This window comes from Desulfurobacterium atlanticum (assembly GCF_900188395.1).
GTDB lineage: Bacteria > Aquificota > Aquificia > Desulfurobacteriales > Desulfurobacteriaceae > Desulfurobacterium_A > Desulfurobacterium_A atlanticum.
In genome coordinates this window covers 42928-62508 of sequence record NZ_FZOB01000001.1, presented here as the reverse complement: position 1 = coordinate 62508, position 19581 = coordinate 42928, and the positions used below count along the sequence as shown (strand labels likewise).

General features: G+C 38.0%; 18 protein-coding genes. 7 read left to right on the top strand and 11 right to left on the bottom strand.

Annotated features, from left to right (window positions below; genetic code table 11):
* Positions 1 to 423 (top strand): hypothetical protein, encoded by a 423-nt coding sequence (locus tag CHB58_RS00325; RefSeq protein WP_089322103.1) that lies wholly within the window; start codon positions 1 to 3, stop codon positions 421 to 423.
* Here CHB58_RS00325 and CHB58_RS00320 read toward each other — a convergent pair.
* From CHB58_RS00320 to CHB58_RS00310, 3 genes are all read right to left on the bottom strand, one after another.
* The gene (locus tag CHB58_RS00320) at positions 420 to 1766 is read right to left on the bottom strand and encodes a cytochrome c3 family protein (protein WP_219350045.1); all 1347 of its coding nucleotides are present in this window, start codon (positions 1764 to 1766) and stop codon (positions 420 to 422) included. The genes CHB58_RS00325 and CHB58_RS00320 overlap by 4 nt on opposite strands.
* A 123-nt stretch (positions 1767 to 1889) precedes the next feature.
* Positions 1890 to 4445, bottom strand: a complete 2556-nt coding sequence (locus tag CHB58_RS00315; protein ID WP_089322101.1) for an ATP-dependent Clp protease ATP-binding subunit — start codon at positions 4443 to 4445, stop codon at positions 1890 to 1892.
* Positions 4446 to 4511: 66 nt separating this feature from the next.
* Complete coding sequence (locus CHB58_RS00310) at positions 4512 to 4883, bottom strand: heat shock protein transcriptional repressor HspR (RefSeq protein ID WP_089322100.1); 372 nt, start codon at positions 4881 to 4883, stop codon at positions 4512 to 4514.
* A gap of 161 nt (positions 4884 to 5044) precedes the next feature.
* Between CHB58_RS00310 and CHB58_RS00305 the strand changes: the two genes are divergently transcribed.
* The 6 genes from CHB58_RS00305 to CHB58_RS00280 are packed head-to-tail and all read left to right on the top strand — an operon-like array spanning position 5045 to position 10823.
* Positions 5045 to 5479, top strand: a complete 435-nt coding sequence (locus tag CHB58_RS00305) for a GspH/FimT family protein (RefSeq protein WP_143340981.1) — start codon at positions 5045 to 5047, stop codon at positions 5477 to 5479.
* A complete protein-coding gene (locus tag CHB58_RS00300; RefSeq protein ID WP_089322098.1) occupies positions 5480 to 5875 on the top strand; it encodes a prepilin-type N-terminal cleavage/methylation domain-containing protein in 396 nt (131 codons plus the stop codon).
* A complete protein-coding gene (locus tag CHB58_RS00295) occupies positions 5876 to 6424 on the top strand; it encodes a PilW family protein (RefSeq protein ID WP_089322097.1) in 549 nt (182 codons plus the stop codon).
* A gap of 25 nt (positions 6425 to 6449) precedes the next feature.
* Positions 6450 to 8066 (top strand): hypothetical protein, encoded by a 1617-nt coding sequence (locus CHB58_RS00290; protein ID WP_089322096.1) that lies wholly within the window; start codon positions 6450 to 6452, stop codon positions 8064 to 8066.
* The gene (locus CHB58_RS00285) at positions 8066 to 9403 is read left to right on the top strand and encodes a pilus assembly PilX N-terminal domain-containing protein (RefSeq protein ID WP_089322095.1); all 1338 of its coding nucleotides are present in this window, start codon (positions 8066 to 8068) and stop codon (positions 9401 to 9403) included. The genes CHB58_RS00290 and CHB58_RS00285 overlap by 1 nt, the downstream gene beginning before the upstream one ends.
* A 34-nt stretch (positions 9404 to 9437) precedes the next feature.
* Entirely contained in the window at positions 9438 to 10823 is a 1386-nt protein-coding gene (locus tag CHB58_RS00280; RefSeq protein WP_089322094.1) for a hypothetical protein, read from the top strand.
* A gap of 25 nt (positions 10824 to 10848) precedes the next feature.
* On the opposite strand, the gene CHB58_RS00275 is transcribed toward CHB58_RS00280, so the two are convergent.
* The 8 genes from CHB58_RS00275 to CHB58_RS00240 all read right to left on the bottom strand — a co-directional run bounded on the left by CHB58_RS00275 (position 10849) and on the right by CHB58_RS00240 (position 19579).
* Positions 10849 to 11460: a 2-oxoacid:acceptor oxidoreductase family protein gene (locus CHB58_RS00275; protein WP_089322093.1), complete on the bottom strand. Its 612-nt coding sequence runs from the start codon at positions 11458 to 11460 to the stop codon at positions 10849 to 10851.
* On the bottom strand, positions 11460 to 12320 hold the full coding sequence (locus tag CHB58_RS00270; protein ID WP_180706381.1) for a 2-oxoacid:ferredoxin oxidoreductase subunit beta: 861 nt from the start codon (positions 12318 to 12320) through the stop codon (positions 11460 to 11462). Before CHB58_RS00270 ends, CHB58_RS00275 begins: the two co-directional genes overlap by 1 nt.
* 16 nt (positions 12321 to 12336) lie before the next feature.
* Complete coding sequence (locus CHB58_RS00265; RefSeq protein ID WP_089322092.1) at positions 12337 to 13500, bottom strand: 2-oxoacid:acceptor oxidoreductase subunit alpha; 1164 nt, start codon at positions 13498 to 13500, stop codon at positions 12337 to 12339.
* 12 nt (positions 13501 to 13512) lie between these two features.
* Complete coding sequence (locus CHB58_RS00260; protein ID WP_089322091.1) at positions 13513 to 13752, bottom strand: 4Fe-4S binding protein; 240 nt, start codon at positions 13750 to 13752, stop codon at positions 13513 to 13515.
* A gap of 10 nt (positions 13753 to 13762) precedes the next feature.
* The gene (gene sucD, locus CHB58_RS00255; RefSeq protein WP_089322090.1) at positions 13763 to 14665 is read right to left on the bottom strand and encodes a succinate--CoA ligase subunit alpha; all 903 of its coding nucleotides are present in this window, start codon (positions 14663 to 14665) and stop codon (positions 13763 to 13765) included.
* 18 nt (positions 14666 to 14683) lie between these two features.
* Positions 14684 to 15853 carry an ADP-forming succinate--CoA ligase subunit beta gene (sucC, locus tag CHB58_RS00250; protein ID WP_089322089.1) on the bottom strand — a complete coding sequence of 390 codons (1170 nt, stop codon included), beginning with the start codon at positions 15851 to 15853 and terminating at the stop codon, positions 14684 to 14686.
* A gap of 152 nt (positions 15854 to 16005) precedes the next feature.
* Entirely contained in the window at positions 16006 to 17973 is a 1968-nt protein-coding gene (locus CHB58_RS00245) for a sensor histidine kinase (protein ID WP_089322088.1), read from the bottom strand.
* Positions 17966 to 19579, bottom strand: coding sequence for an NAD(P)H-hydrate dehydratase (locus tag CHB58_RS00240; protein WP_089322087.1), 1614 nt, complete (start codon positions 19577 to 19579; stop codon positions 17966 to 17968). Before CHB58_RS00240 ends, CHB58_RS00245 begins: the two co-directional genes overlap by 8 nt.
* Between the last annotated feature and the right edge of the window lie 2 nt (positions 19580 to 19581).

Genomic DNA, 19581 nt, shown 5'->3' with positions numbered 1-19581 from the left:
ATGCTAATAGTATCTCCACAAATTCTAAAATCTATTGCTGTTGCTATATGGTATAGCGGCAGCATAGTTTTAGCATTTAAAAGTGCTTCTCTTCTCAACGAAGCATTCAGCATTAAACCCTTAAAAGTCTGGATAATAACTGCTTTAATTTCAGGGATACTTTTAGGAATAGTTAAATGGAAATATATATTTTCAAAATCTGCCGAAAAGAAAATAAAGCGAATAGAAAATTTAAAAAGAGCTACAATCTGGCAGGTGTTTGAAACAAAATTCTACATTTTCCTGACAGCAATGATTTTTTTAGGTTCTAAACTATCAGAAATAGCATCAGGAAATCATACCCTGCTTATAGCTGTTTCAATTATAGATATCAGTATATCAACAGCCCTATTTTTAAGCGGTATAAAGTTTTTTAAAAACTAAAATGTTCTACGCTTAGTAGCCATTGTACCTAAAACTTTATCAGTACCACCATGAAAATGGCATTTTATACAAGAATCTGGTCCTGTTCCCCCGAATCTTCCATGACAAGGGCCACAACCTCCTCCATGATAGGGAGCATCAGGTGCTCTATGATGAACATAGCGCCATTTATTCCTTCCAGAAGCCCTTCCATAAGCAGCTTCATCATCCATATGACATTTTCTGCAAAGTTCTGAGAGATTATAATCATTTACTATTGATTCCATAACTTTACCGTTAACTTCTTCCCTTATTAAATACGCATGTTTAGAACCGTGAGCTTCATGACAGTCCATACAGGAAACAACAAACCCGGCTCCGTTTGCGTTAGCTATCGGACTGCCATTGTAAGGGCGTTTTAAAGAAGCTGTGTTTGTATCACCCACCCCTACATCTGAATCCGCCACCCTGAATCCATGTTTATCTCCATCATCTGAAAACCAATCTATCTCATAAAGCTCCCTTCCAAGAGTAGTGCTGTAAATTTTATTTACCGTGTTGTGACAGTCTGTACAGTAGGTTATGTAGTCGGGCATCTTTGCTGCCTGATTTGATGGGGTATCGGCAGCTCCGTCAGGTTCAAATGTTGTGGTTGAACCGTAGTAGTAAGGCGGCTGGTAGGCGTTTGTAAGGGCTGCAAGGGTTTCGTTTGCATCGTCTCCCCAGAGGTTATTGTGGTCTGATGGTTTTGAAAGTGGTGTGTATGTTGGGTCTGATACATTTCTTTTGTTTGCTCTTACTATGTGGGGGTTGTGGCAGGTGTCACATGGGTTTGATTGTTGTTTGTAGAATGTGCTAAATGGAAGTGTTGTGCTTCCTGCATTTCCAAGGGCAAATTGGTGAAGGTCGTAAAGGTTGTGGTAGGATGCCTGGTTAAACATCTGGTATATACCTGTTACACTTGATGATGTGTATCCACCAAATGTGTAGCTGAAGTTGTGGTTATCTATTCCTCCTACCTGAACTGAGCCGTCTGTTGTTGTTGAATGGCAGTAGAAGCAGTAGTTGTCTGATAGAGTGTATGGGTTAGTTGTTTTTGCAGTGTTAAAGTTTGGGGCAAACAGGGCAAATGGGGATGGAGAGCCGTTTTGGGGTGTTGGTTCTACACCATTTTGGCTTGCGTGCATTTCGTGGCAGTGGTCGCAGTTCCCTATTGAGTATCCTGACATTGAGTTTCTGTTTACTCCGTAGGTGGCGTTGCCGTGGGCAGATTTAAGGTACATTCCAATATTCGCAGCATTTACTCTTGGTAGAAAAATCAGAAAAGTTATTAACACAAGCAAATTAAACATTTTAACTTTCATCATTCCCAAACAAACCTCCAGAAAATTCCTATAAAAAAATTATACATAGATGAAAAACTTTTTCAAGAAAAAAGAAAAAGCGGGAGGTTATCCTCCCGCTTCCAGGTGTTTCTAAGGTTTAAATCAGTTATTTTCACCACTTTTTGTATCGTTAGAACCGCTTTCTTCCGATTTTTCAGGTTCTTCTGTTTTTATCTCTGCCTTTTTCGCCTCAGGAATCTCAGGCTTTTCAACATTAAACGTAAATTCTCCTTTCTCTTTATCATAGTCAACAGTTACAGTATCTCCTTCCTGAACTTCCCCTTTCAATATTTCCACAGAAAGAGGTGTTTCAAGCTCTCTTTGTATTGTTCTCTTAAGAGGCCTTGCACCAAATTCAGGCACATAACCGCGTTTTGCAAGCTCTTTCTTCGCCTCTTCTGTCAACTTAACTTTAATTCCCCTTTCAGCAAGTCTCTTATTAAGCTGTCTAACAAGCAGGTCAACAATCTGCTTGATCTCCTCTTCAGCCAATGGATGGAAGATGATAATCTCATCAATCCTGTTGAGAAACTCAGGTCTGAATCTTTTCTTAAGCTCAGCCATAACCTGCTCTTTAATCTTCTCATAGTTCTTCTCAAACTCTTCCTTAGAAAGATGCATTAGATACTCTGAACCTACGTTTGATGTCATAATTATCACAGTATTACTGAAATCAACAGTTCTCCCTTTAGCATCGGTCAACCTTCCATCGTCAAGTATCTGAAGAAGAATGTTAAACACATCAGGATGAGCCTTTTCTATCTCATCAAGGAGAATAACACTGTAAGGTTTCCTTCTTACCGCCTCGGTTAACTGACCGCCCTCATCATATCCAACATACCCCGGAGGAGCCCCTATAAGCTTGGACACTGCATGCTTCTCCATATATTCAGACATGTCAAGTCTTATCATTGCAGTTTCATCACCAAAAAGATACTCCGCAAGTGCTTTGGCAAGTTCTGTTTTACCTACACCTGTTGGTCCAAGGAAGAGAAAGCTTCCAAGAGGTCTGTTACCCGGTTCAAGTCCAGCTCTTGCCCTTCTTATAGCTTCAGAAATAGCCTTTATAGCCCTTTCCTGCCCGATAACTCTTTCATGTAACTCTTTCTCCATTCTGAGAAGTTTCTGAATTTCTTCTTCTTGAAGCTTAGAAGCTGGAATACCTGTCATTTCAGAAATCACTTCCGCTATATCTTCAGCAGTAACAACCGGCTTATCCCCTTTAGCCTCCTCTCTCATCTTTTCCTGTTTCTCTTCAAGCTCTTTTATACGCTCTTCCACTTTCTTAATCTCATTCTTAAGTTTAGCAGCCTTATCAAATTCCTCATTTTTAACTGCTTCATCAAGTTCAGCTCTTAACTGATGAAGTTTCTCTTTAAGCTCATGCATTTCAGGTGATACATAAGTAGCCTGAATCCTCTTACGTGCACAAGCCTCATCAAGAACATCTATAGCTTTATCAGGAAGGTATCTTCCCTGTATGTACTTTTTGGAAAGTTTAACCGCTGCTTCTATTGCCTCATCTGTGATTTTAACTTTATGATGCTCTTCAAGTTTTGGTCTCAAACCTTTAAGCATCTCAATTGCTGTATCAATATCAGGCTCATCAACCCATACAGGTGCAAACCTTCTTTCAAGGGCAGGATCTTTCTCAATATGTTTTCTGTATTCATCGGTTGTAGTTGCACCTATTACCCTGAACTCCCCTCTTGCAAGTGCCGGCTTCATAATATTTGCCGCATCCATTGAACCTTCAGCAGCACCAGCTCCTATAACTGTATGAAGCTCATCAATAAAGAGAATAATATTTCCCTCATTTTTAACAGCATCAAGAACCTGCTTTAATCTTTCCTCAAATTCTCCACGATATTTTGTTCCTGCCACAAGAGATGCCATATCAAGAGCTACTATTCTTTTATCTTTCAAGTCATCTGGCACTTCACCGTTTGCAATTTTTTGAGCAACGCCTTCAACAATCGCAGTTTTACCAACACCAGCAGGTCCAACAAGAACAGGGTTGTTCTTTGTCCTTCTTGAAAGAATCTGAATAACCCTTTTCATCTCATTTTCACGACCTATTACTGGGTCAAGCTTACCCTCTTCAGCAAGACCTGTAAGATCTATAGCATATTTCCTTAAAATTTCAGGAAGCTGCTTACCGCCCCTTCTACCTGAAATATCTCTTGAAACCTTCTTTTTACCAGCTCTGTATTTCTCAACGGCCTTCACAGCTTCATCTTTGGTTATTCCAAGCTTGTTTAAAATTCTTGCAGCCATTCCCTCAGGCACGTTAAAGAGTGCAAGGAAAAGATGTTCCACATCAACATTTCTTGCCTTCATATTCCTTGCTTCATCTATAGCCGAATCAAGAACTTTTTTAAGAGTAGGGGTTATATAAATCTCCTCATATCCTGTATAACTTCCGGGGACACCAAGTCTCCCAAGTCTATCAACCTGTTCCCTTATAAACTTTTTAACCCTTATAGGGTCATAGCCTGCTATTGTGAAAATGTCTATTATTGGAGAACCTGGCAGCTCAACCATCGCAAGGAGAAGATGCTCCGTATCTACATACCTTTCTCCAAGTTGTCTTGCTATTTCCTGAGAAAGCATAATAGAATCTTTTGCTCTTCCACTAAGAATATCCCAGATATTCATGCTAAACCTCCCTTTGATTATATTTTTTATGTTTTTTCGTTACAGTCCTGTTTTAAAATATTACTGCTATCTTAATAGAATCTTTAAGAAATTTTCAACATCAATTTCAGAAAAATTCTCACTTTCAAGACGTTCCATAAGCGATTTCTTTAAAGTTTCATCAAGTAGATCAGCCAGAATCTCAAATAATCTGCCGATATCATCTTCCATTTTCAATATCAGATCAACTCCCGCAACATTCACCCCTCTTTCTCTTGTAAGAGTCACTATGCGCTTCACTCTTTTAAGATCAGCCTCAGAGTAAAGCCTCGTCTTTCCCTGTGTTCTTGAAGGTTTTATAAGCCCCTCATTCTCATAAAATCTTAACGTTTGAGGATGAACCCCTACAAGCTGGGCTACAACACTTATCATATATACGGGAGTATGCTCATCTCTCATCTCACCGCCTCCTTGCACAATTAAATTTAAGATTTCTGCATCTAAATGTCAATAAATTTTCAAAGGAATTTTAGATTTTTTATAAAGTTGTTTCTCTATAAAGCAAAGTATATAATTAAATTTAAAGTCAGAAAAATTTTTAACAAAATTTGGAGACAGTTTTGAAAAAGTTAAATGCATTCACTTTGACTGAACTTATAATTGTTATAGCAATAGTAGGAATTATTGCTGCTATAGCAGTTCCAAAAATAGGCAGATGGATAAATAGCACTAAAGTAAGGCAGGTAGCAGAACAGCTAACAGCTGACCTGCAGTTTGCACAGGGACTCGCAATGGAAAAAGGTTCAAGTAAAGTAAAAATCTATTCTGACAGATATGAAATCTACGCACCTGAAACGGCAACCACACCGATCAAATCAATTACGATAGATGACACAAACATCAGTTTATTAAGTAATTTTACAAATAACGAAATTAAATTTAGAAGAAATAAACTTCCAATAACAGGAGGCACCATTGTAATTTCAGGATATGGCGTAACCTATAACATAGTAATAAACAATATAGGCGGCAGAATCCAATTGAAGAGGCTTTAGTTGAAAAATAGAAAGGGATTCACCATCATAGAGATAATAGCTGCAATGGCGATATTTGCTATTGCAATACTCGGAATAGGGGCACTTCTTGTTTTCAATATAAAATACTCAAAAATCAACGAAGAGAGAGAAGTTGCACTTTATAAAGCAAACAAAGTTTTAGAACACCTAATAAGCTTAAACTATACAGATTTGTGTCTAACTATAGGAACGGATGATACCTGCGAAAATGATACAGGGTCGTGTTGTGACGGCTTTGCAGGTGATAAAAGTGTAAGATGGATTGTAAACTTGGGAACATCTCCAGACACAAAAGAGATAACGGTAATAGCAACATTCACATACCAGAACTACACAGGAAATGTAACTTTAAACTACATTAAAGGAAACTGGTAAATGAAGTGGCGTAGCGGATTCACCCTTACCGAACTTATTGTCGGAATGTCTATAGCTCTTATTCTGATGACTGCAGCCTTTATATTCTTCTCCGTTGGCTACAGACAGATGGATAAAACGATGAAAAAGTCAAGGGGAAGTATCTCCATATTCAACGCACTTGAAATTATAGACTCCGATTTAAAAAAAGCAGGTTATGGCGATGTTGAAGCAAGTGATAAACCGGTGGAATGGAACGGAAGTAGTTTGATAGTTAGATATGTTAATTATGAAAATGTTATATGTGAAAACAAAACATGGTCTATAGGAGACAGTTGTTCGTACGAAATAAAGTACTTCTTACAGAACAACAATCTTTACCGATATGTAGATGAGGGAGCTGACGGAACTGGAACAGAGCAACCGATGTTTGATGAAAGTATCGTTACCGTTAACAGTTTCAATGTAGATATAGACAACACAACCAAAACAGTTTCTTATGTTATAAACGGAACAGTAAAAGACAAACCGTTTTCTATCGGAGACAAAGTGATATGCAGAAACTGGTAATTTGAACCTTACTGCGGAGGCAAAAATGAAAAGAAAAGGTTTTGTTATTGTGGCAACGTTGGGAATAATCGCTGTTCTTACCATAGCAGGAGGAATTGCAACATACACGGTGATGCAAAGAACAGGAACCGGTCACAGAACAAAAAAGAGTGTAGCAGCCCTGCGGATTGCCCAATCAGGAATAGAAACAGCTCTAACGTATGTAAAATCCAACAGGTTATCCCAGCTTGAAAAAGTTGACAATAATACATACAAACTTATAGGAAATATAAAAAATGGAAATTACACCGTCATAATAAAGAAGAAAAATGATGGAAGTTATCTGTTAACATCCACAGGGTATCTTAACGGAAACAGCAGGATTGTAGAAGTTACAATAGAACCTGAAGGAGGAGCGTTAAGGTCTTTTGCTGCTGGAGAAATGTTAACTATATGTGATTTTATAAATGTTGGTGCTCCCGGGTCAAGAGAATGGGAAAATGAAACAATTTTCTGGGCTGGAGAAGGCTTCGGATTTTGCAACGATAAAATCTCAATAGATGGAACTTCCTGGAACATTAAGTTTGTTGTAGGACCAGACGGCACAATCACAGAAGAGATGAGACAAAGACTTGCTCCTTTATTCCAGGACGCTAACAGCGCTTTTATACCGAAGGTGGAAGACTTAAACATCGCATTTCCAGAGTATGAATGCGATATAAACAACGTTGAAAAGATAGATAGCGTTTCCATTGCAACAGGGCCTGGTAGAATCAGCTATTCCTATCCTGCTGTTTATATCAAAGATGGAACCTATGTAAAGTTAGAAGACAAAAATGGAGATGGAAAAATAGTGCTCTGTAATGACGGTGGACCTATAAGTATTGAAACCAGCATCTCAAGCACAGATATAAATGATGCCTCTCTTGTGATAAAAACAACCGGCGATATTGAAGTTAACGCCAATATAGGAAGCTTAAGTTCTGGAGGAGGAAACAGTAATAGTGATAGTGTAAATATAAGCTTTATATCTGAAGAAGGAGATATAAAAATCAATGACCAAATCCATATATACGCCACAGATGAAAAACTTGTTTCCATCATTGCAAAAGAAGGAGACATTTACCTTAACTCCGAACTGCAACTTTCAGGGAAAAGCGAAAATTATCAGACATTCATCTATGCAGGAGATAAAATAATCTCTGAACTTTCAGCCCCCGGTTCTGGCGAAGGCACCTATCTGTTTGATATTTCAGGATACGCATCAGCAGACCTGGACCAGAAGAGTAGTGTTGTCCTTATATCAAAAAATGGTATAGATATGGGCGATAACAACTTTATCAATATAAGCGGCAGAGAGTGGCTTGATCTGCTTGTGTGGTCAGACGGAGACATAAACGCAGGAAAAATAAAATACGTAGCAAACAGTGGGGATGAAATAAGATACATAGGATTTTTAACTCAGGGAAATCTAACTCTTGGTGATATGTTCTTTTCAGGAAGGGAAAAAAGAAATGGCTTAACCTACGAGGAGATAGTTGAATGGTGTAACTACACAGAAAGTGTAAACTCGCCATTATCAAATGTGATATGCGAACTTAAAAAGTTGATAGAGAAAGAAGGATTTGAAAATTTAAACATTAAAAACTGGAAAGAGTATTGATGACAAGAAGAGGACTTGTAATTGAAACAACGCTTGCATTTGTGGCAATTCTCTCTTTGCTCGGAGGAGTAGCGGGATATGTAATTTCAAGAGAGACAAAAACAGCAAAATCTACCAAAGACAGTATTAAAGCCTTAAAAGCCGCTCAAAGTGGAGTAGAAGAAGCCCTTGTAAAATTAAAAAATGGAGTTGGCACTTTTCCCTATGCTTTCAACGGAACAATAGATGGCAGTTATTTCTATGTGAATCTCACAAAAAACTCTGACAATTCAATAACCATAATCTCCACAGGAAAAACCAGCAACGCTTTAAGGAAAGTTGAAGTAAAAGTTGAAAAGACAGGGATTTTTTACCCTTTCGCAATAAACGGACTTTTTAAAATAAATGATTTTGACAACACTGGCTCTGGAAACTGGACCGAAGCAGAAGCTGGTGTTAAAACCATAGATAACAACACCTATGAAGAATTAACAGATATCGGCTTTAAAATAACAATATCAAACACACTTGATGTTCCAAAAGTTGCAGATATAGATAGTTCTATCTTTTACCCTTCCGAATCAGAGTGTGATTATGGCAATTACAACACAGATTTAGTAGTAAAAAATGACCCTGAAGATGTCAATAATGATGGAAAAATTGTTGTTTGCGGGAAAAACATTACATTAGATGATGCCCTTATCTACTTTAATAAAGATACAGTTATAGCAGCAAAAGGAAACGTAACATTCACTCCAAACACAACATTGAAACAAAAGGTTGGTAGTGCTTCAGATTTAAGTATTATTGCCGGTGATACAGCATATTTTGATAGAAATAGCAATATAGACTTTTCAGGAGCCGATGAAGGTTTTAATCTTATTTTATATGCAAAAAATGAAATCTCAAGTCCCGATACAACTGGACAGTTTATCTCTATTTCAGGGAACCAGAACACAGCTAACGTTTCAAATGTATTTATTATGACAGAAGGTGAAATCAATGTAAACAGAGACATTATAGATGACACAGCAACAACGCGAAACGACGTTAATTTCGTATTATGGGGTGACAAAGGAATAAACAGTGAAAATGGAGGATTTGATATTGCCGGTTCCTCTTCAACTGTAAGGAATTTTTCTGTAATAGTTGCAAACGGTGATGCTGTATTTGACCACTGGGCGTTCAGCGGAAGCGAGGACAGAAGCGGCCTTTCCTATAAAGATATAGTTAACTACTGTTTAAACGGAACATCTCTGGGAATTCCTGAAACTGTAAAACAGCTGTACTGTGAACTTAAAACACAGATTGAAACAGGAAGCGGGGAAATTAAAATAATCTACTGGAAGGAATATTAAATTATTAAATAAACCCTGATTCATGAGGAAAACAATGAGAAAAGGAATGGTTCTTGTCACAATTCTTGGAACAATTGCCGTTCTAAGTATAGCAGGAGCGATAGGTGCATATGTAATAAATCAGGAAACAGGAACAACCGCAAAAACAATTAATAGCTTAAAAGCTTTAAGAGCCGCTCAAAGCGGCGTAGAGGTAGCACTAACTGAAATAAAAAAAGGTGATATTGATTGTAAAAGTGCAACATGCTCTCCAAATAGAGTGCAAAAAAACCTAAGATACGGCAATTTTGATGTTTCTATAAATAAGCAAAGCGGCAATAGAGTAAGAATACAATCAAAAGGAATTTACAGAAATTCGGTAAGGGAAGTCATTGTTGAATTCTCTTTAGGAAGAGGAAACTTCTATCCTTTTTCAATAAATGGGACATATCACGTTGAAAACTTTGATGGAGGAAAATGGAGTGACGCATATATGGGAGTTTTGAAGTTTGCAGATGAAAGTTCAAAAGAACAGATGGAAGATGCAGGATTTACCATAGATTACCTTACAAATCCACAAATACCTCGGGTTTCAAACATAAATGCCGACGAAATTTTCCCCGAAGAAACAGCGTGTGACTACGGAAATTACAATAGTGATTACTCACTTAATTTTAATCCTTATGATAAAAATGGAGACGGCATAGTGACGGTTTGCGGAAAAACGGTAACTATTAATACCCAGATAGAACCAACAGATGATAAATTTAACATAACTATTGCAGCACAGCAGGATATAGTTGTAAACTCCAACGCAAACGGTGTCTTTAAAAAAACAGGAAGTATAGAAACAGGAAGTATAGAAAATATAGACATAAAAGTGCTGGCCAAAGGGAAAATATTGTTGAATGGAGGGAAAGAATTTATATATCTTACAGCTAAGCCCGAAGAAAACTACAATATTCTACTGTACGGGAAAGAGGAAATAGTAGGAGCAACTCAGGATTTCATCAAAATTACTGCTGGAGAAGCAGAAACAAAGGCATCCAACATTTTTATTCTTACTGAAGGGAAGTTTACACTAAACCAGAATTTAAACAGCCAATATCTTATAGACCAAACAGGAAGCACTAAACAATATACAAATTGGGTAGTCTGGGCTGACAAGGGACTTACAGCCCATGGAATTAATTCAGATGCATCAGCACATTACCCACGAAACATGGCTGTTATTGTTCCTGAGGGAAATGTTTCTTTTAAAGGGAAATGGGATTTTGCTGGAAGTGGTTTAACTTATGAAGAAATTAAAATGTTTTGCAACAATGGAACAGATTACGGAATTTCAGGAGTATATAAAAACTTATTTTGCGAACTCAAAAGGCAGATAGAAAATGGAGCAACAGGTGGAAAAATAAAAATTGAAAAATGGCTTGAATACTAAAAAGAAGGGGGATATATCCCCCTAATCACTTAACAGCCTCTTTAGCTATCTTCAACCCTTCCGCAAAAGCCTTCTTATTCAGCTCAACAAATCTTGATGGAACAGCTTTTTCAATAGCTTTTACGAAAGCTTCTTCAGATATTGGAGCCACTGAATCCTTTAACGCTTCACAGAGAACACCAAGAGCAACAATGTTCATCGTTTGCCTTTTTCCAACCACCTCTGTTGCTGTTCTTGCTATCGGTGCAGGAATAAGCTTATATCTGTTAGCTTCAAGGTCACATTTAACAAGATCAGCATCAAAAACAACAATAGCACCATCCTTAACTTTTACAAGAATATCAGCATTTTTATCACCACACTCAGGGTCAAGCCTTACAGGCTTCCCGCCAACCATCTCATCATAAGCTTCCTGAGATTGAATTATAATAGCATCAAGGTCTATAACTTTTGGAAAATCTATCGGCTCATTTGAGATAACAACATCACCCATAGATGTACCACTTCTCATGGCAGCACCATAAGTCGCAGTCTGGGTTACATGATATCCATCCTCAACCCCTGCCTGGGCAAGAACGTAAGCAGCAAGAAGTGAACCCTGCCCGGCTGAACCTATAACCCTTATCTCATATCTCATTACTCATTACCTCCAGCGATTTTTTCCACCATCCTGTAGTATCTTTCTGTATATTCATCTCTATCTGTAAGATGGTGGAGAATTCCCCTTGGCAATTTACCCTCTCTTTTCTCCTCAGGAAGTTTCTCCCACGCCTTAAGTGGAAGGGTATTTTCTTTAAGCCACTTATAACTATCAACAATTCCCATCTTATTCCTTCTACCATACTGGATAGGACACGGCGTTAAAACTTCAATGAGAGAAAAACCTTTATGTTTTAATCCAGCTTCTATAAGATTTACAAGCTCTGTAACGTGATATGCAGTTCCTCTTGCTACAAACGTAGCCCCAGCACCGATTGCAAGGTCAGCAATTGAAAAGTTCGGGTCAATATTTCCGTAAGGAGCAGTTGTAGCGTAATGAGTCTCAGGAGTAGTAGGAGAAACCTGTCCACCTGTCATACCGTAAATCCAGTTATTAAACAGAAGAACTGTCATGTCAATATTCCTGCGGCAGGCATGAATAAAGTGATTTCCACCAATAGCTGTGCAATCACCATCCCCGGTTGTTACGATAACATTAAGTTCCGGTCTTGCAAGTTTTACTCCTGTTGCAAATGCAAGAGCTCTTCCGTGAGTAGTATGAAGGGTATAACCGTCAAAGTATCCTGGTGTTCTTGAAGAACAACCGATACCTGAAACCATTGCAACATCATTCTTATCTATACCGAGTCTATCAAGAGCAAAACAGATAGCCTTTAAAACCTGACCGTTTCCACATCCAGGACACCAGATGTGGGGAAGTTTATCTGTTCTTAAATATTTAAAGTAGATTTTTCTTTCCTTTACTTTATCCATTGGAATATCAACAGGCTGAAGCATAATTTACCTCCTGAAATTAAGCTTTTGAAACTGGAATAACTATTTTTCTACTTGCTATCTCTTCTATCTTTTCAAGAATTTCAAACGGATATATCATCTGGCCGTTTGCTCTGTTCATTCTGAAAATCGGACACTGCCCTTTTGTGCATCTTTCAACTTCAAGAACATACTGCCCCATATTAAGCTCTGGAACAAGTATAGCCTTTACTTTCCCAGCAAGTCTGTAAAGAGTTTCTTCAGGTGAAGGGAAAAGAGTTACAGGTCTGAAAAGTCCAACTTTAATACCTTTCTCCCTTGCAAGCTTAACAGCAAGCTTTGCAGATCTTGCAGTTGAACCGAAAGCAACAATCGCAAATTCAGCATCATCAAGCATAAATTCCTCATTTTTTTCAAGCTCTTTAGCTCTCCTTCTCACCTTTCTTATAAGTCTTTCAACAAGCTCCTGACACATTTCTGGATTTGTTGTCGGAAAGCCTGTGTAATCGTGCATAAGCCCTGTTACATGGTATCTATAACCATCTCCAAAATCAGCAAGAGCAGGAACATCATCCTCTTCAGGTTTATAAGCAAGATACTCTTCAGGAGAAACCTTTGGCTTCTTTCTATTCCAGATTTCAGGATTTTCAAACTTTTCCATATCAACAGACTCTTTCATATGGCCGATAACTTCATCAAGAAGAAGCACCACAGGTGTTCTTAACCTTTCTGCCCAGTTGAAAGCTCTAATAGTCTCTTCCATAACCTCTTCAACAGAAGCAGGACAGAAAGCAGGTATAAGTTTATCTCCGTGAGGTCCCCACTGAGTTTGAAGTATATCCTGCTGTCCAACCTGAGTCGGAAGACCCGTTGAAGGACCGCCCCTTTGAACATTCACGATAACCACAGGAGCTTCAGACATCACAGCATAACCGATATTCTCCACTTTTAAAGAAAATCCGGGACCGGATGTAGCCGTCATAGACTTCTTACCTGCAAAAGCCCCACCTATAGCACAACCCATAGCACCAATCTCATCTTCCATCTGAATAAAAGCACCTCTCACTTTAGGAAGAAGCTCTGCCATTTTTTCTGCAATTTCAGAAGAAGGAGTAATAGGATATCCAGCGTAAAATCTACAACCTGCGATAATTGCCGCTTCTGCACAGGCATGGTTTCCATACTTTAACTCAAGCTTTGCCATTTTTAACCTCCATTAAGCACTTTTACTTCCTGTAATTTCTTCAAACTCTTCAGGTTTAAAAACATAGATACAGAAATCTGGACATATCATTTCACACTGATTACATCCTATACACTTTTCAGGATGCTTAACAGTCATAACAGCTCTAACTCTGTCAAGTTCAAGAACATCTGTAGGACATACAGAAGCACAAACATTGCATCCTTTACACCACTCAACGTTAATTTCAACTATCCCTTTTGGCTTTGTCATACTTTCCTCCTTACAAAAGGTCTCTTTCTTTTAAAGCTTTTTCCACCATAGCGCCGATTTCGGCCGGAGTATCGCAAACGTAAGCACCAGCTTCTCTTAAGGCTTCCATTTTACTTTTAGCATCACCTTTTCCACCAGAAATAATAGCTCCCGCGTGTCCCATCCTTCTTCCAGGAGGCGCAGTAACACCGGCTATATAAGCAATCACCGGCTTATCCACATTGTTTTTAATGTATTCTGCCGCTTCCTCTTCCATAGTTCCACCAATCTCACCTATAAGAACTATAGCTTTTGTTTCCGGGTCATTATTAAACATCTCCACAGCTTCTTTATGGGTTGTCCCAGGAACAGGGTCTCCACCGATACCAATAACCGTTGACTGACCTATTCCTCGTGTTGTAAGCTGATAAGCTGCTTCATATGTTAATGTTCCACTTCTTGAAACAATACCAACATAACCTTTCTTAAAAATGTGCCCTGGCATAATTCCCATTTTACACTCTTCAGGTGTAATAACACCGGGACAGTTTGGACCAACATACCTGACACCTGTTCCCTCTAAAGCTCTTTTAACTTTAACCATATCATTAACAGGAATCCCTTCTGTAATGCAGATAATAAGCTTTATTCCGGCATCAGCAGCCTCAAGTATTGCATCTGCAGCAAACGCCGGTGGGACAAAAATTAAAGAAGCATCTGCCCCTGTTTCTTTAACAGCTTCTTCAACGGTATTAAACACAGGAACTTTATACTTCTTCTCATCATCTTCCCATGTAAGTCCACCTTTACCAGGAGTAACTCCGGCAACTATTTGAGTTCCATATTCAAGGCACTGTTTAGCGTGAAAAGAACCCTCTTTTCCCGTTAAACCCTGAACAACTACTTTTGTGTTTTTATCTATAAGAACGCTCATTTCTCATCCTCCCTTTAATTAAAGTTCACCTTTTGCAGCTTTAACAGCCTTTTCTGCACCATCTGCCATATCTTTGGCAGGAATTATATTAAGACCGCTCTCCTCAAGCATTTTTCTTCCAAGTTCAACATTTGTTCCTTCAAGTCTTACTATTAGTGGCCTATCAAGATTAACCTGTTTTGCTGCTTCAACTATACCGCCGGCAATTCTGTCACACCTGACTATACCGCCAAAAATGTTCACAAAAATAGCTTTCACATTTGGATCTGAAAGAAGCAACTTGAAAGCCGCAGCAACTCTTTCAACAGTAGCACCACCACCAACATCAAGAAAGTTGGCTGGCTCTCCTCCGTAAAACTTAATAGTATCCATTGTAGCCATAGCAAGTCCTGCACCGTTCACCATACAACCTATATTTCCATCAAGCTTTACATAGTTCAAATCCCACTTTTTAGCTTCAAGCTCAAGTGGATCAATCTGGGTTGTATCTTCAAGCTCAAGAATATCACAATGCCTAAAAAGAGCATTCTCATCAAACTCTATCTTTGCATCAAGACAGATAAGATTCCCCTCTTTAGTTAAAACAAGTGGATTTACCTCTATAAGAGAGGCATCAAGTTCAAAATACATTCTTGCAAGGGTCATTGCTAATCTTACAAATTGAGAAAGAACTTTTTTATCTGTAAGGCCGATTTTAAAGGTAATTTTCCTTGCCTGATAAGGCATAAGTCCTGTCACAGGATCTATATGCTCTTTTATAATCAATTCAGGATTTGTTTTAGCTATCTCCTCTATCTCCATTCCGCCAGCCGCCGAAACCATAAGAACCGGCCGTGAAACTTCTCTATCAAGAGTTATACCTACATAATACTCCTTATCTATATTAACACCTGCCTCTATAAGAACAACATTAATAGGAAGACCTTCGGGATTCTGGTAAGTTTTAAGGCGATTACCTATCATATTTGCAGCTATTTCAGCCGCCTCTTCTGGAGATTTCGCAAGCTTAACACCGCCTGCTTTTCCTCTACCACCTGCATGAACCTGTGCTTTAACTACAACCACAGAAGTTCCAAGCTCTTCTGCAGCCTGCTTTGCTTCATGTGCTGAATGTGCAACCTTCCCTTCAGGAACAGGCAACCCATACTTTCTGAATATGTCTTTTGCCTGATATTCATGTATTTTCATATTATTCCTCCCACTTTATGGTTCAATTTATTTTACCAAATTTTTTTACAATATTTTAACATCTATAGGAAATTTGAGAAAAAAACAATACTCCAAAGCTACAGACAGTCTACCCATTTAAAAGTTTTTATAATATTGTCAAAACCACATATCTAAACAGGAAGCTCTATAATAAAAGTGTTTCTATCTGCAAGAAAAATTTTCCCTCCATGATCTTCTACAATCTTTTTGGCTATCGCAAGCCCAAGTCCCCATCCGGTTTTCTTTGTTGAAATGTGAGGTGAAAAAACAGTATCACCAAGCTCTTCAGGAACACCCGGACCATTGTCTCTAAAAACAATAAAAACTTTGTTGTCTCTATAAGTGGTAGTGATGTAAACGGTATCAGCCCCCGCATCTATACTATTCTCCATAAGATTTAACAACACTTCCCTCAAAAGCCTTTTATCAACAGGAACAGCAGGGATATCAGAAGCCAGATCAATAACAACAGAAATCTTCTCTTTATAACTTGAAACAAAGTCATTTATAAGTTTATTTATATCCTCAAGTCTTTTATCAGGAAGCGGCAATCTGGCAAACATTCTAAATTCATCAATTAATCGCCTTATAGATTCCACCTCTTCAAGTATAAGAGAAACAGCCCTATCTATAATCTCTTTTTTCTCCTGTGGAAAATCCTGTTTTCCAATAATTCTTTTTATTCTCTCTGCCGAAAGAGAAATGGGAGTTAAAGGATTTTTAATTTCATGAGCAAGTCTTTGAGCTACCTCTCTCCATGCAGACATTTTCTGAGCACTAACTATTTTGGTAATATCTTCAATAATGACAACAAATCCTTCATCAGGAAGTTTAACCACCTCTACAGAAAATATCCGCTCTTTACCATCAATAATTTCTTTAACTTCCTCCCTTCCACCACCAGAAACTATTAATTTTGACAAAAAGGCCCTAAATTCAGGAAAATCTTTAAAAGCTTTCATCGGTGAAATTCCCCGCTTTAAATCACCTAACATCGTTTTAGCAGCACTGTTGAAGGAAATAATCTGTCCATCTTTTGAAATAGTTATCACAGCAGGAGAAATCGCATTAATAATGTTTTCAATGTATCTCTTTTCCATCTCCAATCTGTTTTTCAAAGCCTTTAACTGCTCAACCATATAGTTAAAAGCCGAAATAACATTTCTAAGTTCATCCGTCCCTTCCACCTCAATTTTTACATCAAGATTTCCAGTAGAAATTTTTCTTGTGGCTCTGTAAAGAGCTTCAACTGGAACATTTATCATTTTCTCAAAATATCTTGCAAACCAAAAAGCTCCAACCAAAACAAGAACACCCATAACAAAGAAAGTAGCTGTATAAACCCCTTTTATAGGCTTCTCATAACTTTTCATTAAAGAGTAATCCAGTTTTAACTGTTCAAGCTGAGAAAGGTTTTTCATAAACTTTTCAGGAAGCTTTTTCAAGGCACAGTAATATCTTCCTCCCCTCTTTATACAGACAGTTAAACTCCTATTTTTCCTATTAAGGCGAGAATAGATACCTGAAACATCAACAACATTTTTAACAAGGTCCGGGTTTATATCTATCTTCCCTCTACATTCCACCTTTTCCCCTGTAATACGGCAGATTCCTTCAAATCCACTTTTTTTTAAATTAACTCTTTTAAATGAAGGAAAAGTTTTTAAAAATGAAGCAACGTCATCAGAAAGAAGATCAAATGTTGCAGAACCTACAGATACTGCAGTCTCTATACTTCTTTTCATTTGAAGTTTAAAAAGTCTATCAAGCCCCCTATTAATAAAATTTGTAGAGATAAAAACTGAAAAAAGAGCAGGTCCAAGGATAAGAAGAGAAAAAGCCGTTACAAGTTTAAATCTTAAACGGGTTGAACGATAGGGAACAAAAAGCAGAAAAATGTTTCTGATAAGAAAAACAAAGATAACAAGAAGTAAAAGGAGATTAATAGAAAAAAGTATATGAAAGGAAGGGTTGCTTAAATAGAATTTTCCAGATATCCATGAGAGAAACTTGGTTCCAAAAAAAGCAAGAATAAAAAAGCCGGTTAATAAACCGGCTATGTTTAAAATCCGCTTCCTTACCCTTTTACTCTTAAGCACCTACAATCTCACGAAAAGATTTAACAAAGCTATCTTTAGACTTTTCTTTTTCTGCAGCTTCCTTTAAAAATCGTATAGCCTCAGGAAGAGTTTTAATTAAATCTGTAGCGATAAGAGACTCTTCTCCCAAAGTTTTAGCTGCTAAATCCCCTGAAAGAGAGTGAACAAACACTCCGGCAACAGCAGAAAGTTCTGCTGATAATCCTTTAGCCCTTAAAGCTCCTATAATACCCGTTAAAACATCCCCTGTTCCAGCTGTTGCCATTCCCGGATTACCTAAAGTATTTATGTAAACTTTCCCTTCGGGAGTTGCAACAATAGTTCTTGCCCCCTTTAGAACAAGAACAACACCATATTCTGTAGCAAACTTAACTGCAGTGTCAATAGGTCTATTATTTATCTCCTTTACAGGTATTCCTGTAAGCCTTGAAAACTCTCCTGTATGAGGAGTAAGAATTGGAGTTTCCCTTAAAGTTTTAAGAATATCAACATTCTTAGAAATACTGTTAAGTCCGTCAGCATCAAGGACAACAGGCTTTTTAATAGTCTTCAAAAGTTCCGAAACGAAAATTTCAGTATCTTTATTCCATCCAAGTCCCGGGCCTATCGCAACTGTAGAAAACTTGCTTTCTTTTAAAACAGTAATAACCTCATCAAGGGAATTGGCATTAAAATGTCCTTTTTCAGCAGAAATTATCGGAATTGTCATCGGCTCGGTAAGTTTCACCTCATAAATAGTGTTAAGATCCCTCGGAACAATAGCAGTTACAAGACCAACGCCGGTTCTTAAAGATGCCATAGCAGTCATAGAAACAGCACCGGTTTTTCCGCAAGAACCACCTATAACAGCAAGATAGCCGTAATTGTATTTGTGAGTATCCATATCCCTTCCTGGAAAAGCGGGAGCAACTTTCTCAACCGTTATAAGCTCTCTATGGGGTAAAAGATTTTTAACTTTACTCTCAGGAATAGAAATATCAACAACAAAAACCTCCCCGCACATTTTACACGCTGGCGGTAAGACGTGAGCAATTTTAGGATAGGCAAATGTAACAGTTATATCAGCCTTGATAAATTCACCTTCAGGCAGGAATGATTCACCGGCAAAAAGTCCAGATGGAATATCAACAGAAACAGTAAAGTTACTCTTCTCATTAATAAACTTTATAGCCGTAGCATAAAAACCCTCAACAGGTCTTGTTAAACCTGTGCCAAAAATAGCATCAACAACAAAATCTGCATTTTTAAGACTATCAAGCAAAACAGTTAAATCTGTTTCTTTCTCAGCAACTTTAACATCAACTCCCATATTAAGGAGAATGTCGTAGTTGATTTTTGCATCACCTTTCAACCTCTCAGGAGATGTAAGAAGAACTATTTCTACTTTATAGCCGTGATTAATAAGATTCCTTGCAACGGCAAAACCATCTCCACCGTTATTTCCGGCACCACAAACAATAAGAGCATTTTTCCCTTTTACACGGTCAAAAATAACAGATGCCAATCCTCTTGCCGCATTCTCCATAAGAACAGCACCGGGAACGCCTATCTCATTAATAGTTACTCTGTCTATCTCCGCCATCTCGGTTGCTTTTAAAACATACATCC